Raw genomic sequence first — 20235 nt, 5'->3', positions numbered from 1 at the left:
GACGTTGATCCTCTCCCCTTGTTGATTACTGTTCGTCGATGATGCGGTTGGTTAGCGTGCCGATGACGCCGATGCTGATTTCGACCTTGTCCCCGGCCTTCATGTAGAGCGGCGGGGTGCGTTTATCGCCGACGCCGCCGGGAGTGCCTGTTGCGATGACGTCGCCGGGGGCAAGGGGCGTGAAGGCGGAAATATATTCGATGACGGTGGCGATATCCCAGATCATGTCGCTGATCGGCTGATCCTGGACCAGTTCGCCGTTGAGGCGGGTCTGGACGCGCTGGGCGCTGATGTCGCCCGCCTCGTCCGGCGTCACCAGCGCGGGGCCGAAGCCGCCGGTGCCGGGGAAGGTTTTGCCGGGTGTGAACTGGATATTGTGCCGCTGCCAGTCGCGGGCGGAGCCGTCATTGAAGCAGGCGTAACCGGCGACATGGGCCATGGCGTCGGCGCGGGCGACCTTGTGCGCGGGCTTGCCGATGATGACGGCCAGTTCGCCTTCATAGTCGAAGCGGGTCGTGACGGACGGCTTCACCATGGGCTGGCCGTCGGCGACTAGGCTGTCGGCATAGCGGACGAAGATTGCGGGGTGCTCCTTCTGCTCGCGGCCGGTTTCCTTGACATGTTCGGCATAGTTAAGGCCGACGCAAAGGATCTTGGCCGGGTCGGGGATGACCGGGAGCAGGACGATGTCGTTGCGGTTGTAGCTGGCGCCCTCGGTTAGCGAGGCGAGGTTGCCCGCGGCGAGTGCGGCTTTCAGGCTGGGGGCGCCGGTCAGTTCGACGATGGCGTCGCCGTCCAGGCGGCCGAAGCTGGGGGTGCCGTCGGGGCGACGGAAACTCACGTAGCGCATCAGACTTGTTCCTCGTTCAGGGGCTGCGGAGCCCAGTCGCGGCGGTGGCGGAATTTCTCCTCGGCGGCGCGGAGGCCGGTGAGATCCTTGTCGGACATGCCCCACTGATCGATGCGGCCTTCGGGCCAGGTCCAGTCTTCGGGGGCTCCGGCTTTGTAGTCGTCGGGCACCTTTTCGACGGCGGTGGAGAATTCGATCACCGGGCCGAAGGGAGCGATGAAATAGGCGAAGACGTTGGCGCCGGGGCCGTGGCGGCCGGGACCCCAGGCGGGGGCCATGCCATGATCGCGCAGGCGGCCGATGCCGCGCATGACTGCGTCCATATCGGCCATCTCGAAGGCGATATGGTTGAGGGAGGAAAAGCCCGCGCGGGCGAAGGCGGTCGAGTGGTGGGAACTCGTTGCAGCGGACGAAGACCATGCCCTTCGTCCGGTCGGAGACGCGGAAGCGTAGTGCTTCCTCGATCAAGTGGCCGGTGGCTTCGGCGTCGGTGGCGTTGAACACCACATGAGTGAGCTTGACGGGGAGATCCTTGCCTTCGATCGGCGCGACTTCGCTCGTATCGGTGAGGAAGCGGAGCAGCTCGCCCTCGGCCAGTTCGACGATGATGCCGTGGCCATTGCCGGGATCGTTCGAAGTGACAGGGCTGGCGGGGAGGTTCGCCTTCGTGACGCTGGCCTTCAGTTCTTCGAGCCGTTCGGGCGAGCAGGTGAAGGTGGTGGAGCGGACATGGGGTTCCGCCGACTCTTCAAGCGCGACGAGATAGGGGAAGCTGCCCGATCCGCGCAGATAATGGGTGCCGCCTCGCACTTCGGCGGGGGCCATGCCCCAGATGTCGGTGAGGAAGGCGGCGGCCTCTGCGGCGTGGGGCAGCGCCAGTTCGATGCTGCGCAGTTTCATTTTGCGTCTCCGTGAGTGAGGCCAGCGGCGGCGATGCCAGCGATGGCGCAGGCTTCGTCCATGTCGCCGGTATCGCCGCTGGTCCCGACGGCGCCGATCATCCGCCCTTCCAAGTCACGGATGATGACGCCGCCGGGCTGACAGAGCGAGCTGGCCGCCAGTGACGGCCACCACGCTCTGAAAGAAGGTGGGGTTGGAAGCGGCGCGGGTCGCAATGATTCGTGTGTCCGCCCCCAACCCCAACGCGCCCGAGGCTTTTGCCCTGGCTATGTCGAAACGGAACAGGCTCGCGCCATCCTCTCGCGCGAAGGCGATGGGGTGCGCGCCTGCGTCGAGGATGATGATGGCGAGCGGCTGCGCCTGCTGCGCGCGGGCGTGGGCGAGCGCGGCGTCCAGGATAGTGCGGGCTTGGGCGAGGGTGAGGGTCATGGCCGGAGCTTTCCTTGCCATTGGGTGAGGAGGTCGGCGGGCGTACCGGTGCCAAAGACATAATGGTCTGGGCGAACGAGGACGGCTTGCGCCTTGTGAGCCGTGAGCCAGTCGGCGATGGCGCCATTGGCGGGGACGACGGTGATTTCCGCGGGGGCGTCGATCGGCTCGCTCGCGAAGAGGCGCCAGCCGCTGCCGGTGATGTCATCGAGTAGCTGGCCGTCCACGCTCGGCTGGATGAAGCGTTCGCCTGCGCCGGGGGTGCCGGTGGCGACGACGCCTTGTGCGATGGCGGGGATGAGGTCGGCGGCGGTGCCGTGCTTCGCGCCCGTGGCGGCTTCGCGCATCTGGGCGTCGCGGGCGGCGGCCTGATCCGGGTCGAGCATGCAGATGTAGCGACCTGCGGCGACGGCGGCGGAGATGACGGCGCGGACATGGGGGTCGCGCTCTGTCTGGTAGGTGTCGAGCAGTGTGGCGGGCGCGCGATCCGCCAGCACCAGTTCCAGCTTCCAGGCGACGTTCGCTATGTCGCGCAGGCCGTGGCACATGCCTTGGCCGAAAAAGGGCGGTGTCTGGTGCGCGGCGTCCCCGGCGAGGAAGACGCGGCCCTGACGCCATTGCTCCGCGATCAGCCCGTGGAAGCGGTAGGTGGCGGCGCGGACGATCTTGTGCGGCACGCCGGTGAGGTAGGGGGCGACGAGGGCGGCGACATTGCCCGGCTGCATCATGACGGCGTCATCCTCGCCGGGGAGGAGCATGAACTCCCAGCGGCGGTGATTGCCACGGCCCGGCACAATGGTCGCGGGGCGTTTGGGGTCGCACATCATGACAGAGAGCTTTTGCAGGTCGGCGGCTTCCGGTACGCCCCACAGGTCGGGGAAGCGGACCGGGCCGTCGACTTCGGCATCGACGACGAGCCAGGGTTCCTCGAAATCCAGATCGTCGAGGGCTATGCCGAGCGCCTTGCGGACGGCGCTGCGTGAACCGTCGCAGGCGATGACATAGCGGGCGCTTTCGGTGCGGTTGCCGGACAGGTGGAGGGTGACGGCTTGAGCGTCCTGCTCCAGCCCTTCGAACGCCGTCCCGAGCAGGAGGGTGACATTGGGATAGGCGGCGAGGGCTTCGCGCAGATGCTCTTCCAGTTCGGGCTGGTAGAAGAAATAGTCGTTGGACCAGCTGAAGGGGCGGGGGCGGCCGACCGTGCCCATGTAGCGGATGACGCCATGATCCGCGCCGACATGAAGATGGCCCTCCGTTTCGCGCATATCGCCCGCTACGCGATCAATGACGCCTGCGGACTGGAACAGGCGCATCATCTCATGGTCGAGATGGACGGCGCGGGGCAGGGGATAGGGGTGCGCCTCCTGCTCCACGACAAGGACGGACAGGCCGGCCTTGCTGAGGAGATTGGCTGCAAAGGCGCCTACCGGGCCGCAACCGATGATCGCTACGTCGAACATCTTACGGGGTCAGTTCTTTCAGGCGGAAACGGGCTGGACGGACTTGTGGAGACGGCCACCCTGCATGATCATCAGCAGACGGGCGGGGTCCTGAAGGATGGCGACATCCTGCGTGGGGTCGCCATCGACCAGAAGAAGGTCGGCGAGATAGCCTTGCTTGATCAGGCCGGTCTGCTCGCCCATGAGCTGGCCGCCGAGCATGGTTGCTGCGCTCAGGACCTCGGCGGGCGTGAAGCCGAAATAATCGACGAAATGCTGGAGGTCGCGGGCGTTGCGGCCATGGGGATTGAAGGGGAAACCATAGTCGCCGCCGATCAGGATGCGCACGCCGCGTCGCTTGAGTTCGGGGACGAGGCTTGCTTCCAGTTGCATGCGCTGGGTGGCGCTGGCCTTCATCGCGCTCATGTCGATATGGGGTGGGGGCGTTGCTTCCAGCGCTGCGACTGAGACGCCGGGGCCGGGGGCGTAGAAAATCTCGTCCTTGTGCGCGGCGAGCGCATCGATCGCGGCTTCGTCGGCGAAGGAGCAATGGTAGAGGATGCGCGCGCCTGCTTCGAGCGCGAGGTCGATGGCGCGCGGGGTGTAGGCGTGGGTGGCGATCCAGAGGCCGTTCGCCTTGGCCGCTTCGCCAGCCGCCTGCATTTCCTCATCGGTGTAGAGGATGTCCTGCGCCGAGCCGGGCTTCAGCGCATCTTCGCCGGAAATGACGAGCTTTACCGATTTGACGCCCGTGTCGCGGCAATGGTCCATGAAGGCGCGCATCGCTTCAGGGCCACGGCCGTTGAAGACGTTGCCCGTCTCCACGCCTTGTTCGCCTTCGGGGCTGCGTTCCAAGGTCGAGGGGATCAGGCGCGGGCCGGGAGTCTCGCCTGCTGCGATGGCGCGGGCGAGTTCGGGCTCTATGCCTTCGCCCAGCGCGCCTGCGGAATAGACGCTGGTGAAGCCATGATCGAGGAGGACACGGGAGTTGCGCCACGCGGCGGTCTTGAGCTCTTCGGGCGGCAGGATGAACTGGTGGTAGATATGTTCGACCGAGCTGCCCCAGGTTAGGTGGCAATGCGCGTCGATCAGGCCGGGCATGAGCGTGTTACCATGGCCATCGATGCGGATGTCGGCGGCGATGGACTGCAGGTCAGCGTCGGCGGGGAAGATGGCGGCGATGCGATCCTGATCGATCAGGACGGCGCCCGGTGCGCTGGCAGCGCCGCTGCCATCGAAGATGCGCACGTTGTGGATCAGCTGCCGCATGTTGTCCTCTCCCGGCATATTTTGTTTGCCGGGGCTTACATGCGCCTTATTCGTCCGTAGGAAAAATAATCATTTTTACTAATACCATAGTCAGGGCCTATGGATGAAATAGTCGAGCAGGCGTTGTCCCAGACCGGACAGGCGGGTACCCTTCAACTTGCGGATGCCAATGCTGCGGGGGAAAGCAGCCTCACGAATGGCGATGGCGCGGAGTACGCCGATGGACAGTTCCGCGGCGGCGACCTGCATGGGCAGGATGGTGACACGACTGCTGCTGCGCACGATAGCCTTCGTCGTCAGCAGGGAGTCGCAGCGGATGCTGCTGTTGGGCACCGGCGCGTCGGCGGCGAGGAACAGGGCATCGACCTGCCTGCGGAATGCGCCGCGTGCTTCGGGCAACACCCAGCGCAGATCGGCTAGGTCCTTCAACGACACTTCGCTCGGCAGATGTTCGTTGGCCCGCCCGACGATCAGGGAAAAGGGATCCTGGGAAAAGGTGAGTTCGTCCAGATCGTCTGGCGGCGTATCCATGCCGGTGGTGACGAAGGCGAGTTCGATGTCGCCCTGGCGGAGGAGCGTGGCGAGGTCGGGATCGGGCCGTTCGATGACATGAAGCGCGAAGCTGCCAACATCCTCCTCAAGAAAGCGGACGGCCCCGGGCAGAAGGCTGACCAACGCGCCCGGCGTGCCGCCGACGCGCAGCGGCCCAGCAATGCCCTGGCGGGAGAGGCGCAATTCTTCCTCGGCGTCTTTGAGCAACCCCTCCATCGCCTGCGCGCGGCGAAGAAGCACGCGGCCTTCCGCCGTCAGCGCGATGCCTGCGCGCGACCGTTCCAGCAGGGTGGCGCCGATCGATTGTTCCAGTTGGGCGATGGTGATCGATACGGATGGTTGTGAAATGTTGAGCAGCCGGGCGCCTCCGCTGATCGAATTGGCCCGGCATACGGCCAGGAAGGTGCGAAGGGCGCGAGGATCAATCATGCTTAGCGTCTAGCCCTCCAATACAGCAACGACTTGGATTAACTCGGTCTCCGAAAAGAGTACGGATCACGGATCGAGCGTATTCGATCTATCTAGATGAAGTGAAGGCAAATATTGGACGGCAGATATCACGCGGTACCTAAAAATCATACACCAGAGGCATCTGCGAACGCCTGGTGGCGTGGAGGGGATGATCAGATCATTCGAGCCGTGCCATCCGGCCTGGTCGAGCAGGATTACGGCGTGCGCGCTAGGCGCGACATGGAAGGCGATCTCTTCCAGGTGCAAGCCCATCGCCTCGCTGTTGCAGTGGGGCATGACAATGCCGGCCGCCTTTCCTTCAGCCGGGCAGATGGCGCCGAAGATCCAGGCCGAGGCCCGGCGTTCCGAGGCTCTTTGCCGCCTCGACGCGGCCGTGCCCGGCGATGATCCGATCCTCCTCGTCGATCAGTATCGGGTTGGTGGATCCGAACTTCCTGATACTCCTGGCGATCTGGCCGATCTGCTTTTTGGAGTGGGTACGCGCGTTGCGCGCTGCATCATAATCGTTCTCCTTTGGTGGAGAGCGTCAGAACCACGTCCTGACCTTTCGCGCCTACCAACGTTTGACACCGGCACGATTTTTTTCAGATCATGCCGGGCGACATGAGCTTCCCTGCTGACTTGCCGCTTTTCCCTGCAATCGAAGGAGAGAATCCCTGCTGGCGAGACTAGGAAAATCTCTCTTCAGAACGGCAGATTTCCGCCATTTTCTTCGCATGAATGGCGACAATTTCCAGACGAAAATGCAGTTCACGGCAATATCAGGGAAATGCAGGGAAGAGACGGGTTCGCTCTGGAATGCGTCCTGCACCATTTTTAGCAGCCTGTGATGACGCGGAGCCGTCAGGCATAAGCCTCAAGCGATTGTCACCACTCGCGCCGCGCCTGTTCGGTCGAGGGGCTTTACCACGACCTTGTCACCCATCCGGTCAAAGGCGATGTCGATCGATGCTTCGCCAATGCGCAGGCCATAGAGCCGCAGTTCGTCGAGGAATCGCGGCAGGGCTGGTTCGCGCAGGGAGATTTCAGGGCCTGCTACGTCGAAGCCGATACCCAGGCTCGACTGGATCAGTGACAGAGGCGCTGCGGCGGACCATGCCTGGGGGCTACAGGCCACGGGATAGAAGGTCGGCCCTTGCGCGCGGCGGCGGGGAAATCCGCAGAAGAGTTCCGGTAGCCGCATGAGATCCACATAGGTGGCGGCCGCGAAGAGTCCTTCGAATATCTGTGCCGCCTCGCGCTTATAGCCATAGCGGGAAAAGCCTGCCGCAATGAGGGCATTGTCATGAGGCCAGATCGAGCCATTATGATAGCTCATTGGATTGTAGCGCGCTTCCGTCGATGCGATGGTGCGGACGCCCCATCCGGAAAAGGAGGCTGGCGCCATTAGCGTGCGCACCACCGATTCCACGCGCTCTTCCCGCGCGAGGCCAGTAAACAGCACATGCCCGGCATTGGAAGAACGAACGCGGCAGGGCTTTTTTTCTCCATCCAGCGCCAGCACATAGGTGCCAAGTTGCGGGTCGAAGAAGGCCGCATCGAAATGGTCGCGCAAATGGTCGGCGCGTAGTCCGTAGTCTGACTCGCGTTGAGCATCGCCGATCGCCCGATGGATGGCCTCGGCGGCTCTCCAGGCGCCGTAGACATAGGCCTGGACCTCCGCGAGCGCGATGGGGCCGCGCGCGATCGAGCCATCCTCGTGGAAGATCGAGTCATGGCTGTCCTTCCAGCCCTGATTGGTCAGGCCCTGATCGGTGAGCCGCCCATATTCCACGAAGCCGTCCCCATCGCGGTCGCCATACTGATCGACCCATTCGAGGGCCGCATCCAGATGCGGCAACAGGCTGGTGATGAAGGGCCGGTCGCCTGTTCGTTCCAGATAAGCGCCAGCCAGCATGATGAACAACGGCGTTGAATCGATGCTGCCATAATAATGGCGAAACGGCACTTCGCCCAGTTCCGCCATTTCACCATGGCGGACTTCGTGCAGGATTTTCCCCGGCTCCGCGTCCGCTGCCGGGTCGAACGCGGTGGCTTGATGCTTGGCCAGATAGCCGAGCACGCCGCGGCTGATCGCGGGATCATACCAAAGCGTCTCCAGCGCGGTGATGATGGCGTCTCGGCCGAACACGGTGCTGAACCAGGGAATGCCCGCATAGGGATAGGGGCCAAATTCTGTGTCCGTGGATAGCATGGTGATATCCGCAACGGACCTGCGCGTAACCTCATCGAAAAGAGCGTTCGAGGAGCGGACGGTCGCGCCGCGCGCCCTTGCCTGTTTCAACGACTTCATGGATTCGCGAAGGGTTTTGAGGAACTGGCGTGAGAAGGGTTCTTGCGTCAATTCGACCCGCTCACATGCAATGCGCATGTACAAGGTGCGCCGTTCGCCGGGCGGGACCATGACCTCGAACATGGCATGGCTTTCGGTGAGCTCTTGAGGCGCCGGATCAAAGCAGAGGTGGGTTTCGCGGGTCTTGGCGTCGCGGCCTTCATAGACGAGGAGAACGTCGGCGCTTCCCACGACGGGGGGCTTCATGGTCCCCTTCCGTATGCGTGTCATGCCGCGAATTTCGAACAGATCGGCAAAATCGGCAGCGAAGCTCATGTCCACCTTCACCGTTCGGGCTTCGGTGTCGAAGTTGCGGATCGTGATCCGTTCGTGGACGGCGGAGTCCCAGAGGAACCTTGTGCGGCGCAGGTGGATAAGGTCATGTTCCACCGCGACCCTGCCATCGTCGCCTGAAAAATCGGGATTTGTGAGGTCGCAGGTCAGCATGGCATTGTCGTCACGCAATGCGGAACTCAGCAATATGGGCCGGAGTCCGTTGATCGTCATATATAGGTGCGACAGGTGCCGGGTGTCGCGGTGGTAAAGCCCTTCGGGACTCCCCGGTCCGGCAATCGCATCGCCGCTATGGTCGAAGACCGCGAAGCTGTCCCCATGCTTCAGCGTTCGGGGACGCCTTTCGTGGAGCGAAGCGGTGGCCGGGATAAAGAACTGGGTCTGCTGCTGGGACAGGGACTTTGCCGGTTCCGTGGCCAAGGCTTCTGGCTGCAACTGGCTCGCCGTCATGCGACTCTCCTTATCCGACGACCTGAAGGTGAAGCTCCGCTTCATCGCCGCGCTCGCGACGAAGCCGGGCGGCATCGGTGCGCGCGCCAGGCAGGCCGTGATAAAGCGAGACATAGTCGGCCGCCATCCGGTCTGCCGTGAAACGTGCGTCAAAGGCGGCGCGTACCCCGCGACGGTCGAGTTCACCGAGACGCAAAACGGCTTCGACGGCCTGATCCTCCGTATCGACTATGAAGCCCGACACGCCATGGTCGATAATTTCGGGAACCGATCCGCAGCGGAAGGCGATGACGGGGGTCGCGCATGCCATCGCCTCGATCATCACGAGGCCAAATGGTTCGGGCCAGTCGATCGGGAAGAGGAGGGCGCTGGCGCCGCCGAGGAAGTCAGCCTTCTGCGCTTCATTGATTTCGCCGACGAAATGAATGTTGGGATGAAGGTTTATGAGCGGCGCGATCTCCGCCTCCCAATATGCTTTGTCCACATTGTCGATCTTGGCGGCGATCTTGAGCGGCCTCCCGGAACGGGCGGCTATGCGAATGGCGCGGTCGGGCCGCTTTTCCGGTGATATCCGGCCGAGGAAGGCGAGATAGCCGTCATCGCTGTCGACTTTCGGCGGTAGAAGGTTCGCGGGAAGACCGTGATAGACGGTGCCTGCCCAGTTCACGGGCGGCATAGGCAGCCGTTGGTGATCGGAAATGGAAAACCAGGCTGTGATCACGGAAGGTCTGGTAGAAAGGGCGCAGGTCCGGCAGGTCGAGACGGCCGTGCAGCGTCGTAACGCATCGGCCGACGATGTCCTGCACCAGTGGCATGTGGACAAGGTCGATGTGGAAATGCAGCGCATCGAACTCATCGGCGCGCTGGCGCACCGCTTCCAGCAGCATCATGTGATAGGGAATGGCGTCGCGAACATGGGGATTGAGGCGAAGCGCCATGTCCGTGACGGGCACCAGTTCCGCGCGAGTGACGGAATCGCCGCTGGCGAACAATGTCACGTCATGTCCTTGATCGACCAATGCTTCGGTTAGGTAGGAAACGATGCGCTCGGTTCCGCCGTACAGCTTCGGCGGTACGCTTTCGGCCAAGGGAGCGATTTGAGCGATTTTCATTCAGCAATCCTCATCATTGGCCATGAAGGCGCCAAAGGCGCGGGCGGCCGTTGACGAGGGTTAAAAGCCTGAGCGCCGGGCGAGTTGCATGCGCTGTTCAAACCATGATGGATTTTGGCGCGTAAAAATGCCTTGCCGCGCCGAAGCGTTTCCGCGTGTGCAGCAACAATTTGTAACATTCGGAAAATTTCAGAGACATTTGCCCCGCCTATGCCTTGGCAAGCGCTTCCTATGCCAAGGAGTTTCTTCGCATGCTTTCCATTTTCGCTTCCGCTGCCGTCATGGCCGTCGTCGCTCCGGTCCACAGTGCGGACATCAGCCATGCGTCCACAGCCTATCGGACGAGCTACGAAACGGTATCGACGGTTCATGTCCGACAGGTCGAATCGCGTTTCGCCAACCGTCCGACCACGCCCGTCTGCCGCTGGCAGGCCGAACTGGGCGTCAACCGCTCGGTGACGGCAGAAGGCAATGCGATTGCCGCGATGGGTAAGGCCATCCATCGCTTCACCCCGCTATCGGGTAGCTACGCCGGGAACTGTGCAAGCGCGAGGGGCCAGATCGACGCGGCAATCGGGCGCTACGCGCAGGCGCGCGCTGGCGAGGCGCTGGCGGCGGCGCAGGGCGACAGCGCAGTTATCCAGGGTGAGCTTGATGGCCTTCGCAGCCTGTCAGTGAAGGGCGGATGAGTTCACCGCTGATCCTGATTGCCGAGGAAAAGCCCGAACAGCGCCAGCAGGTGCGCGAATATCTGGAGCAGAGCGGTTTTCGCGCGCTGCCTGCGGCGTCGGCATCCGACATCTGGAATGCGATCAAGACCGCGCCTGTGGGCGTGCTGGTGCTGGATGCGGCGCTGCGCGGTTCCGATGGCATGGACCTGTGCCGTGACGTCCGGGAACGGAGCGACGTGCCGATCATATTGGTCGGCGCGGGCGGCAGCGAGGTCGACCGGGTGGTGGGGTTGGAACTGGGGGCCGACGATTATATGTCCAAGCCCTATTCGACCCGTGAACTGGCCGCCCGGCTGCGCGCGGTGCTGCGTCGCAGCAAAAAGGAGCGGCTGATCGGCCTGCGCGCCAGTACGCTCGCCCGGTTCGACGGGTGGCAGGTCGATTTCGCGCGGCGTGAAGTGAAGGACGAGGCCGACCAGCCGATTGAGCTTACCGCCGCCGAATTCGCACTGCTCCAGGTCATGCTGGAAAATCCGCAGACAGTGATCCCTCGCGCCAGGCTCATGGAATTGGCCGGTGTGCGCGATGCGCCATCGTCCGATCGCAGCATCGACGTGCTGGTCAGCCGGGTCCGGCGGAAGCTGAGCGTTGGTGGCAGGGCCGCGCCGATCGTCACCGTTCGGGGGGCGGGATATATGCTGAGCGCTGCTGTCGAGCGGCAGTGACGACAGAAAATCCAGTCAGACACACTATTTAACAAAGCCGCTGCGACGCAGCAAAGGCACGTACCTATCCTTGAAATAGCGCCGATCCGCCCCCTGATCGGCAACCAAAAAGAAGGATAGAAGCCATGAACGAGCTTATCGGTCGCGTCTTCAGTTTCGAAAGCAAGGTCTTTCCGGACAAGAGCACGCTTTATAACCAGCTTGCCAATCACGGACAAAGCCCCAAGGCGCTGATGATTTCCTGCGCCGACTCCCGCATCGTGCCGGAACATATCATGCAGGCCGATCCCGGCGATCTGTTCGTGTGTCGCAACGCGGGCAACATCGTGCCCCCGCATGCAAGCCAGCTCGGCGGCGTCACCGCGACGGTGGAATATGCCGTCATGGTTCTGGGCGTGCGCGACATCATCGTGTGCGGACACAGCGACTGCGGCGCGATGAAGGCGCTGGCAACGGATGCCGACCTGACGTCGATGCCCAATGTTGCCGCATGGCTGCGTCACTCTCATGCCGCGCAAAAGGTGTGCCGCGAGAATTATCCGTCCGATCTGGGTGACGCGGAAAAACTGCGCAACATGGCGCTGGAAAATGTCGTGGTGCAGTTGAACCACCTGCGCACCCATCCGTCGGTGGCGGCGGGCGTGGCGCGTGGGGAAATCGCGCTGCACGGCTGGTATGTCGATATTCATGCGGGCCAGGTTCTTGGGCTCGACGGGGAAACCGGCCGCTTCATGCCCATGCGCGAAGGTGATCCGCTTCCTGTCGCACAGGCACAGGCGCGGCGCCTTGCTGGTGAAACCAGCATCGCCATGGCCGCGGAGTAAGCCTCATGCTGAAGGCTCTTTCCGGCGGCACGTTCAGCCGCGACTTCACCGCATCCATCGTCGTGTTCCTCGTCGCGATGCCCCTCTGCATGGGCATCGCGGTCGCCTCCGGCGTGCCGCCGGAGAAGGGGCTGATCACAGGCATCATCGGCGGCATCGTCGTCGGCCTGCTGGCCGGTTCGCCCTTGCAGGTCAGCGGCCCCGCGGCGGGCCTTGCCGTCATCGTCTTTGAAATCGTGCGCGAGCAGGGCCTGTCCGCGCTGGGACCGATCCTGATCCTTGCCGGTGCTATCCAGGTCATCGCCGGATTGATGAGGGTCGGGGGCTGGTTTCGCGCCATTTCGCCCGCCGTCGTTCACGGCATGCTCGCGGGCATCGGCGTGCTGATCGTCGTAGGGCAGTTCCATGTCCTGTTCGATGACAAGCCGCTTTCCAGCGGGCTTGCCAACTTGATCGCGATGCCGGGGCAGCTTTTCGGCCTGAGCAATCAGGACGCAGCGACCGCCTTTGCCGTGGGTCTTGTCACCATTGGCGGCATGCTGGGTTGGGAAAAGATCCGCCCTGCTTCGATGAAGCTGCTGCCCGGCGCCCTTGTCGGCGTGGTTCTGGCGACGCTGGTGGCATTTCTGTTCAGCCTGCCGGTGGCCCGCGTAGTGGTGCCGGAATCGATCGTCGCAGCGGTGACACTGCCGGGCGAAGGGCTGTTTCAGCAGTTGATGAACCCGACGGTCATCACGACGGCGATCGCGATCGCGTTCATCGCCAGCGCTGAAACATTGCTGTCGGCCGCTGCGGTGGACCGGATGCATGATGGCGTGCGGACCAACTATAATCGCGAATTGAGCGCGCAGGGGGTAGGCAATCTGCTGTGCGGCGTTGCGGGCGCTTTGCCGATGACCGGCGTTATCGTCCGCAGTTCCGCGAACGTCCAGGCGGGTGCCAAGACCCGCATGTCCGCTGTCCTGCACGGCATCTGGATACTCGGCTTCGTCGCGTTGCTGCCTTGGTTGCTGCGTGAGATTCCGATGGCGGCGCTGGCAGGCATTCTGGTCGTGACCGGCGTTCGATTGGTCAGCCTGGACCATGTGAAGCACTTGCTTCACCGTTATGGCCCGCTGCCCGCCGTGGTGTGGGCGGTGACGCTGATCATGGTGGTCACGATGGACCTGCTGACGGGCGTGCTGGTGGGTATTGGTCTGTCGCTGCTTGAGCTGCTGCCCCATGCGCGCCGTTTGCGGCTGGGCATGGATGAGGACCGGCGGGATGACGCGCATGAATTGGCCCTGCATGGCACGGCCACTTTCCTGACACTTCCCAAATTGTCCGCAAAGCTGGAGTCGGTTCCCGCCGAACGTCCAGTCATCCTGAACGTCGAGCGGCTGCTCCATATCGATCATACCTGCGCCGAAATGGTGCGGGAATGGATGGACCGCCGCCGTGGCACCGGAGCCAGCGTCGAACTGGCGGGCGCAACCGGACGCCTACGTAACCTCGCCGCCTGAACCTACCCCCTCCATCAGGCGTCGTTAGCCGCCGCACCCCTTCCAGGTGCGGCGGCTTTTTCATGTCTGGATGTGATCAGGAAATCAAATAGACATGTTTGGAACGCCATCAGCAAATAACCGTGCCTTTGATGGCACGGCCTGAATGTCACCTTCGCACTTGCGGTAAAAGTCCATTCCCCTTCATCCGGGCGCGCCCTAGCCTGCTGTCAATCCGCCGGGATCCAGGGCATTCAGACCTTTGGGCCAGCGCGGACGCAGGACGGAACATTCTTACCGAAAAAGGGGAATGTTCATGAAAATCGCTAAGTTGCAGATGGCCTGTGCGGCTATTGCCCTGTTGTCGAGCGCTCCGGCCTTCGCTCAGGAAGAGGCCGAAGGTCCCGTCACCGTTTCGGGCAGCGTTGCGCTGGTTTCCGATTATCGCTTCCGTGGCGTGTCGCAGAGCGACAAGGGCATGGCCATTCAGGGCGGCATCACAGCCACCCATGAAAGCGGCGCCTATGTCGGCACCTGGGCCTCGAACCTTTCCGGGTGGGGTCAGTTCGGCGGTTCCAACATGGAACTGGATCTGTTCGCTGGCTATGCCATCCCGCTGGGCAGCGCGACGCTGGACGTCGGCCTGACTTGGTACATGTACCCGTCGGGCGCGGACAAGACCGACTTCGCTGAGCCTTATGTGAAGCTTTCGAGCCAGCTCGGCCCGGTCAAGGGTCTGCTCGGCGTCGCCTATGCGCCCAAGCAGCAGGCGCTGGGCAACTGGCAGAGCACCGCCACCAGCGGAATCGACAATCCGGGCGACAAGGAAGACAATCTGTACATCTGGGGTGACGTTAGCGGCGCAGTGCCGGGCACGCCTGTCACGCTGAAGGCGCATCTGGGCTATTCGGACGGTAACCCCGGCCTTGGTCCGAACGGCACGTCGATCGCACCCACGGGCAAGTATCTCGACTGGCTGGTCGGCGCGGACGTGGCGATCCCCGGCACGCCGCTGACGCTCGGCGTCGCCTATGTCGATACCGACATCAAGCGTTCGGACGAAACCTACATCCGCCCGAACTTCATGGTTCAGGACGGTGACAATTTCGGCAAGTCGATCGCGCGCAGCCAGGTGGTATTCTCCCTGTCGGCCGCTTTCTGATGAAATCATGCCGGGCCTTTCATGAGGCCCGGCATGGCATTCTTGCTCGTCATGGCGGCGAAATTGTCCCTGTCATGACAAATTGTTGCTGGACCTGTTTCCGAGGGTTTCTGCGGTAACGTCCGGTTGACCCTGTTGGAAGCCGCCCCTACTTCAGGCGCTATGAGCCGTTTTAGTTGCGCAACATTTCCGGCATGACCGCCCCCACGATCATACTTGTCGAGGACGATCCGCCGCTGCGCACGCTGACCGCGCGCGCTCTTCAGGAACATGGGTATCAGGTGCGTCCTGCCTCTTCGGGGCCGGAAATGTGGGTGGCCTTTGACGCAGGACCGGTCGATCTGGTCGTGCTGGATGTCATGCTCCCGGGTACCAACGGCATCGACCTGTGCCGCCAGATCCGGCGCAAGAGCGACGTCCCGATCATCTTCATCAGCGCGAAGGGCAGCGAGACCGATCGGATCGTGGGTCTGGAGCTGGGCGCGGACGATTATCTGCCCAAGCCGTTCGGCACACGCGAACTGATCGCGCGGATCCGGGCGATCCTGCGCCGCGTGGGCGTGGAGCGTGGACCCGACGAACATCGGGAGAATGAGGCGCGGTTCGACGGCTGGGTCGTCAACTTCCCGCGCCGGGAACTGCGCTCCCCAACTGGTGCGATCGTTGACCTGACGGGCGCGGAGTTCGACCTGCTCGGTTCCTTCCTCAGCCATCCGCAGCGGGTCATCGCGCGCGAGCGACTGATCGAATTGTCGCGCACGCGGATGGGGGATAGCTCCGACCGCAGCATCGATGTGCTGGTCAGCCGGTTGCGGCGCAAGCTGTCGACCGAAGGCGCGGCGGCGCCTATCACGACGGTGCGCGGCGTGGGATATATGTTCAACGCGGAAGTCAGCCGGGCTTGAGCTTGCATATGAGCCGGTCGCTGGGTCTGGTGGGGCGGCTGCTGGCGATCCTGCTGCTGGCGCTTACGCTGGAATTTGCGGTGGGCACGCTGATTTATGAGCGGGCCGGGCATCTTTCCTTGCAGGATGACGAGGCTCGGCGGTTGGCCGAGCATCTGGTGATCGCGCGCAAGTTGGTGACGGAACAGCCGCCGAACGACCGGCATGCGATGGCGATCCAGCTTACCACCGATCGCTATGACATCCACTGGACTCCGGCCTCGCCGCCCGCGCCAACTCTGGCGCCAGAGCTTGAGCGGATGCGGCGTCAGATCATCGCTTGGGAACCGAGCCTGGAACAGTCCGGTCTCTGGCTGCGCCTTGCGTCGCCCGGCGGGCGGGTGTCGCAGATCAATGGCGGCTTGCAGTTGCCCGATCGCAGCTGGCTCTATTTCGGGATGCGGCATAGCGGGGGGCAGTGGACCTTTACCATCGGGCGGATGGGGCTGGCGCTCATTCCGCTGGTGGCGCTGATGGTGGCTGGGGGCATGCTGATCCGGCGGACGCTGGCGCCGCTCAAGGACCTGACCAAGGCGACCGAGCATATTGGCCTGAGCGATGAGGTCGTCGTCGCGGAAAGCGGGACCAGCGATGTGCGGGACCTGATCCGGGCGTTCAATGCGATGCAGACGCGTATACATCGCCTGATCACCGAACGTACCGAGACGCTGGCCGCCGTCGGGCACGATTTGCGCACGCCGCTGGCGCGCTTGCAGCTTCGGCTGGAGGGAATCCGCGATGCGGAGGCGCGCGACGCGATGGCCGGGGATCTTGAGGAAATGGGGGCGATGATCGAATCGCTGCTCGCCTTCCTGGGCGGCGAAAAAAATGGCGAGCCGCCTGTGCGGGCGGACGTTGCGGTCACGGTGGCGACGGTGGTCGATAGCTTTCAGGATCAGGGGGCCGATGTAAGCTATGAGGGGCCGGATCATCTGGAAATGGATGTGCGGCCGCTCCTGCTGCGCCGCGCGGTCATCAATCTGGTCGAGAACGCGCTCCATTATGGCCAGCGCGCCTATGTCAGCGTCGAGCGCCGCGACGGCGAGGTGGTGATCCGGGTGGAGGATGATGGTCTGGGCATCCCGGAGGATAAGCTGGAGGAGGTGTTGAAGCCTTTTTTCAGACTGGATGAGGCGCGGGGGCGTTATACCCGGGGCCTGGGACTGGGCCTTGCGATCGTGGCGAAGGCGGTCGATCAGGAAGGCGGCAGCCTGGTTCTGAAAAACCGGGCCGAAGGCGGGTTGAGCGTGGAAATCCGCCTGCATATCGCCGGTGCCAAGCTTATCCGCTGAAACCGGGCCGACGCTTCGGGTTAAAAAGAAGCATCGCGGGGACAAGCAAAACTCGTTTATCGGATCGGCTGGTGGCGGTCTATGCCAGCTTTCGTTGAACAAGAGGCGCATATGACCGCAGACGGCGAAAGCGAAGATCAACTGCTGGAAGGCTATTGGGACCTGGATCGGCTGGTGAGCGATCTTGGAAAGGTTCGCACGGGCTGGCGCGCGGCGCAGCAGCATCATGCCGAATATGGCGCGGAGGGTTTTCCGTCACGGGCCAATCTTGCCAAGATCATGACGTCGCTATGCGGCGCGCTGTTTCCGTTGCGCCTTGGTCCGAGCTTCATTCGCACCCATAATGAAGACGCCTTTGTAGCGCAGACGTTGCAGACGGCGCTCAGCCGCCTCTACGGCCAGATACGCCTTGAGCTTCTCTATAACATGCATGGCAGGCCGCCAGCCGAAATCGATGGCGAAGCCGCGCGCATCATCGGCAACTTTGCCCAAAGCCTGCCTGGCTTGCGCGACATGCTCGATTCCGATGTCGAAGCGGCATTTCTGGGCGATCCCGCCGCGCGTAGCGTGGACGAGGTGCTGATCTGCTATCCATCGATGCTGGCGATCATCCACCATCGGCTTGCCCATCGCCTCTATGATCTGGGCGCGCCGCTGGTCGCCCGTATCATCTCCGAGATTGCCCATTCGCGCACGGGTATCGACATTCATCCGGGTGCAACGATCGGTCGCAGCTTCTTCGTCGATCATGGCACCGGCGTCGTCATCGGCGAAACGGCCATAGTGGGTGACAGGGTGCGGCTGTATCAGGGCGTGACGCTGGGCGCGCGCAGCTTTCCTGCCGATGAGAGGGGGGCGTTGGCCAAGGCGATCTCCAGACACCCGATCATCGAGGATGACGTGGTGATCTATGCGGGCGCCACCATTTTGGGCCGCATCATCATAGGCAGCCGGTCAGTGATCGGCGGCAATGTCTGGCTGACCGACAGTGTTCCCGCGAACAGCAATGTGCGTCAGGCAAAGGCGCAATATGAGGTGACCAGCCGGGTCGAAGTGTCCGCGCCTCACCGCGTTCACGCCCTGATGGACGCGGAACGGGACGGCTTTGCGGAGAATATTTGACCCTTAGAGCGCGCTGCGTTCAATTGGGCGCAAGACGTGCGCTCTAGTTATTTGTTGTCACATCGGGCCTTAATCAGAATCACCCTATGTTACCGTTCGGGCTGAGCTTGTCGAAGCCCTTCCCTTTCTAAAAAGAAGGAAAGCCCTTCGACAAGCTCAGGGCGAACGGGTTGAGGGATTCAGATAAAAGGCGCGACGCTCAAGTTATTTGTCGTCGCGTTTTTTTTTTGCGCAAAACCGATTCCGACTTTTGTGCACGCTGCTCTAATCAGCGGCGCAGCTGTCGCCTTGGCCTGCGAGCAGGTCGAGGCACCTGCCGTCTATCTCGTTACGGGGGACGGGCAGATGAATGAGCGCCGCCAGCGTCGGCATGATGTCAGCCGTTTCGACGCCGAGCGGCTGTTCGAAATGCCGGATGCCCTTGCGCCAGAAGAGGATCGGGACGCGCCGATCCGTGTCCCAGGGCGAGCCATGCGTGGCCACAGAGCCATGCGAAGGATCAGCGATGGGCGTTATGCGCGGTTTCAGCAGCAGGATGAGGTCGCCCGAGCGTTCGGAATCGAAGCTGGCTCGCACTTCCTGAAGCAGGCTCCAGCTTTCCGGCGGACCGGATGGAGACGGTGCTGCGGCGATCTGCGCCTTGGTAAAGACGGTTTCGACCTGCGGATGCGCGCGCAACAGGGCGAGTGTGGCGGCCTCAACCTTGGCGCGCTGGGCGCGGGAGAGATTGCGGTCGAAATATAGGTCGCCCGACGGCCCATCGCCCTGGATCAAGCCCTTGCCGTTTACGCCGGTGCGGGCGGCCACTGCCTCTGAAAGCGCGCGTGGCATGAGCGCCGGATCGACGCGCTGTTCCATCGGCATCGCATTTTGTTGATGGCGCTCCGGCAGGTCATGGCCGCCATGATCTGCGGTGAGCATCACGACATAATCGATGCCCAGCTTGTCGAGCCGGTCGAAGAAGGCGCCCAGTTCGCGGTCCAGCCGATCGATCTGGATGCAGCTTTCGGTTCCTTCTGTTCCATAGGCGTGGCCGATGACGTCGGTCGCCGAGAGGCCGATGGAGATGAGGTCGGTCTGGGCCTGCTTGCCAAGGCTCATGCTTTCGATGGCGGCAGCGGCGAAGGCCAGGGTCATGGCATCCTGCTCAGGGGACGCGCGGAATGCGCCGAACTGACCGGCGGGCCTTGCGAAGCGGCCGGTGCCGACAACCCGCGTGCCAGCGTTCACGGGAAAATCCTTGGCGGCGCATTGCGGGGGCAGGTCAAAACCGGGATTGGGCTCAGCCAGCCGTTGTGCGAACACTTCGTTCACCCGTGCGACCAACGGTGGCGTTGGCGTGCCGGGATAGCTGACATAGCCTTTCGGCCCCAGCCACCAGGCTTGATCCGTTTTCGCGCCGCCCATCATGATCGCCGCACGATCCTTTCCGGCGATGGACACATTGCGGACGGCGGGATTGATTGCCTTCATGCGTTCGCCGAGCGTGGAGACGCGCAAATGGACGGGGGAGGGGATATATTTGGAACTGCTGCTATCCGGCTGTTTCTCATCCTCCGCGCAGTAGATCGTCTTGTCCGGCCGGGCGGCGTTCTGATCGATCCAGCTATTGGCGATAATGCCAGTGCGTGACGGTCGGCTGCCGGTCAGGATGGTGCTGTGGCCCGGGCAGGTTTCGGTTGCGGCATGGCTTTGATATCCGCGCGGAAACACGGCGCCCTCGCTCAGGCGCTTGAGGCCGCCGCTATAATAGGGGCGATATTCGTTGAACAGATCAGCCGAAAACTGATCGACCGAGATTGCGATGATGAGCCGTGGCGGAGCATCGGAAGGGGCGGGTGGCGCGGCAGGTTGGGCCAGCGCGGGCAAAGGTGCCAGCAGCAGGAGGGTATGAAGCGTCTTCCTGAACATCTTTT

15 protein-coding genes and 3 pseudogenes are annotated in these 20235 nt (G+C 63.0%); 8 read left to right on the top strand and 10 right to left on the bottom strand.

What is annotated here, in order from left to right:
- Positions 1 to 25: 25 nt before the first annotated feature.
- The 9 genes and pseudogenes from ACWNC0_RS17325 to ACWNC0_RS17285 form a co-directional block, all read right to left on the bottom strand.
- Positions 26 to 850 (bottom strand): fumarylacetoacetate hydrolase family protein, encoded by an 825-nt coding sequence (locus tag ACWNC0_RS17325; protein ID WP_449473388.1) that lies wholly within the window; start codon positions 848 to 850, stop codon positions 26 to 28.
- A pseudogene (locus ACWNC0_RS17320) lies at positions 850 to 1750 on the bottom strand (VOC family protein). The gene ACWNC0_RS17325 and the pseudogene ACWNC0_RS17320 overlap by 1 nt, the downstream one beginning before the upstream one ends.
- Positions 1747 to 2179, bottom strand: a pseudogene (locus ACWNC0_RS17315) (GlcG/HbpS family heme-binding protein). The pseudogenes ACWNC0_RS17320 and ACWNC0_RS17315 overlap by 4 nt, the downstream one beginning before the upstream one ends.
- Positions 2176 to 3639, bottom strand: coding sequence for a bifunctional 3-(3-hydroxy-phenyl)propionate/3-hydroxycinnamic acid hydroxylase (locus ACWNC0_RS17310; RefSeq protein ID WP_449473386.1), 1464 nt, complete (start codon positions 3637 to 3639; stop codon positions 2176 to 2178). Before ACWNC0_RS17310 ends, ACWNC0_RS17315 begins: the two are co-directional and overlap by 4 nt.
- An 18-nt stretch (positions 3640 to 3657) precedes the next feature.
- A complete protein-coding gene (locus ACWNC0_RS17305) occupies positions 3658 to 4887 on the bottom strand; it encodes an amidohydrolase family protein (RefSeq protein ID WP_449473384.1) in 1230 nt (409 codons plus the stop codon).
- Positions 4888 to 4977: 90 nt separating this feature from the next.
- A complete protein-coding gene (locus ACWNC0_RS17300) occupies positions 4978 to 5868 on the bottom strand; it encodes a LysR family transcriptional regulator (protein WP_449473382.1) in 891 nt (296 codons plus the stop codon).
- 66 nt (positions 5869 to 5934) lie between these two features.
- The gene (locus ACWNC0_RS17295) at positions 5935 to 6303 is read right to left on the bottom strand and encodes a transposase (protein WP_449474651.1); all 369 of its coding nucleotides are present in this window, start codon (positions 6301 to 6303) and stop codon (positions 5935 to 5937) included.
- Between the two features lie 463 nt (positions 6304 to 6766).
- Positions 6767 to 8986: an amylo-alpha-1,6-glucosidase gene (locus ACWNC0_RS17290; protein ID WP_449474650.1), complete on the bottom strand. Its 2220-nt coding sequence runs from the start codon at positions 8984 to 8986 to the stop codon at positions 6767 to 6769.
- Positions 8987 to 8996: 10 nt separating this feature from the next.
- Positions 8997 to 10098: pseudogene (locus tag ACWNC0_RS17285) on the bottom strand (glycosyltransferase family 4 protein).
- Positions 10099 to 10349: 251 nt separating this feature from the next.
- Between ACWNC0_RS17285 and ACWNC0_RS17280 the strand changes: the two are divergent.
- From ACWNC0_RS17280 to epsC, 8 genes are all read left to right on the top strand, one after another.
- Positions 10350 to 10787 (top strand): hypothetical protein, encoded by a 438-nt coding sequence (locus ACWNC0_RS17280; RefSeq protein WP_449473380.1) that lies wholly within the window; start codon positions 10350 to 10352, stop codon positions 10785 to 10787.
- Positions 10784 to 11494, top strand: a complete 711-nt coding sequence (locus tag ACWNC0_RS17275; protein ID WP_449473378.1) for a response regulator transcription factor — start codon at positions 10784 to 10786, stop codon at positions 11492 to 11494. The genes ACWNC0_RS17280 and ACWNC0_RS17275 overlap by 4 nt, the downstream gene beginning before the upstream one ends.
- Positions 11495 to 11619: 125 nt before the next feature.
- Positions 11620 to 12318: a carbonic anhydrase gene (locus tag ACWNC0_RS17270; protein WP_449473376.1), complete on the top strand. Its 699-nt coding sequence runs from the start codon at positions 11620 to 11622 to the stop codon at positions 12316 to 12318.
- Positions 12319 to 12323: 5 nt separating this feature from the next.
- On the top strand, positions 12324 to 13820 hold the full coding sequence (locus tag ACWNC0_RS17265) for a SulP family inorganic anion transporter (RefSeq protein WP_449473374.1): 1497 nt from the start codon (positions 12324 to 12326) through the stop codon (positions 13818 to 13820).
- A 289-nt stretch (positions 13821 to 14109) separates the two neighbouring features.
- The gene (locus ACWNC0_RS17260) at positions 14110 to 14961 is read left to right on the top strand and encodes a TorF family putative porin (protein ID WP_449473372.1); all 852 of its coding nucleotides are present in this window, start codon (positions 14110 to 14112) and stop codon (positions 14959 to 14961) included.
- 194 nt (positions 14962 to 15155) lie between these two features.
- Complete coding sequence (locus ACWNC0_RS17255) at positions 15156 to 15866, top strand: response regulator (protein WP_449474649.1); 711 nt, start codon at positions 15156 to 15158, stop codon at positions 15864 to 15866.
- Between the two features lie 8 nt (positions 15867 to 15874).
- The gene (locus ACWNC0_RS17250) at positions 15875 to 17197 is read left to right on the top strand and encodes an ATP-binding protein (RefSeq protein ID WP_449473370.1); all 1323 of its coding nucleotides are present in this window, start codon (positions 15875 to 15877) and stop codon (positions 17195 to 17197) included.
- A 111-nt stretch (positions 17198 to 17308) separates the two neighbouring features.
- The gene (gene epsC, locus ACWNC0_RS17245; RefSeq protein ID WP_449473369.1) at positions 17309 to 18319 is read left to right on the top strand and encodes a serine O-acetyltransferase EpsC; all 1011 of its coding nucleotides are present in this window, start codon (positions 17309 to 17311) and stop codon (positions 18317 to 18319) included.
- Positions 18320 to 18583: 264 nt separating this feature from the next.
- Here epsC and ACWNC0_RS17240 read toward each other — a convergent pair whose 3' ends face one another.
- Positions 18584 to 20230, bottom strand: coding sequence for an alkaline phosphatase family protein (locus ACWNC0_RS17240; RefSeq protein WP_449473367.1), 1647 nt, complete (start codon positions 20228 to 20230; stop codon positions 18584 to 18586).
- Between the last annotated feature and the right edge of the window lie 5 nt (positions 20231 to 20235).

It is taken from the genome of Sphingobium chungangianum (assembly GCF_977014255.1).
This window is presented reverse-complemented; position numbering and strand designations above follow the sequence as displayed.

What these genes read in the sequence shown, in the direction of transcription:
- ACWNC0_RS17325 (WP_449473388.1), bottom strand. Translation starts at nt 850, where the DNA reads ATGCGCTACGTGAGTTTCCGTCGCCCCGACGGCACCCCCAGCTTCGGC.
- ACWNC0_RS17310 (WP_449473386.1), bottom strand. Translation starts at nt 3,639, where the DNA reads ATGTTCGACGTAGCGATCATCGGTTGCGGCCCGGTAGGCGCCTTTGCA.
- ACWNC0_RS17305 (WP_449473384.1), bottom strand. Translation starts at nt 4,887, where the DNA reads ATGCGGCAGCTGATCCACAACGTGCGCATCTTCGATGGCAGCGGCGCT.
- ACWNC0_RS17300 (WP_449473382.1), bottom strand. Translation starts at nt 5,868, where the DNA reads ATGATTGATCCTCGCGCCCTTCGCACCTTCCTGGCCGTATGCCGGGCC.
- ACWNC0_RS17290 (WP_449474650.1), bottom strand. Translation starts at nt 8,986, where the DNA reads ATGACGGCGAGCCAGTTGCAGCCAGAAGCCTTGGCCACGGAACCGGCA.
- ACWNC0_RS17280 (WP_449473380.1), top strand. Translation starts at nt 10,350, where the DNA reads ATGCTTTCCATTTTCGCTTCCGCTGCCGTCATGGCCGTCGTCGCTCCG.
- ACWNC0_RS17275 (WP_449473378.1), top strand. Translation starts at nt 10,784, where the DNA reads ATGAGTTCACCGCTGATCCTGATTGCCGAGGAAAAGCCCGAACAGCGC.
- ACWNC0_RS17270 (WP_449473376.1), top strand. Translation starts at nt 11,620, where the DNA reads ATGAACGAGCTTATCGGTCGCGTCTTCAGTTTCGAAAGCAAGGTCTTT.
- ACWNC0_RS17265 (WP_449473374.1), top strand. Translation starts at nt 12,324, where the DNA reads ATGCTGAAGGCTCTTTCCGGCGGCACGTTCAGCCGCGACTTCACCGCA.
- ACWNC0_RS17260 (WP_449473372.1), top strand. Translation starts at nt 14,110, where the DNA reads ATGTTCATGAAAATCGCTAAGTTGCAGATGGCCTGTGCGGCTATTGCC.
- ACWNC0_RS17255 (WP_449474649.1), top strand. Translation starts at nt 15,156, where the DNA reads ATGACCGCCCCCACGATCATACTTGTCGAGGACGATCCGCCGCTGCGC.
- ACWNC0_RS17250 (WP_449473370.1), top strand. Translation starts at nt 15,875, where the DNA reads ATGAGCCGGTCGCTGGGTCTGGTGGGGCGGCTGCTGGCGATCCTGCTG.
- epsC (WP_449473369.1), top strand. Translation starts at nt 17,309, where the DNA reads ATGACCGCAGACGGCGAAAGCGAAGATCAACTGCTGGAAGGCTATTGG.
- ACWNC0_RS17240 (WP_449473367.1), bottom strand. Translation starts at nt 20,230, where the DNA reads ATGTTCAGGAAGACGCTTCATACCCTCCTGCTGCTGGCACCTTTGCCC.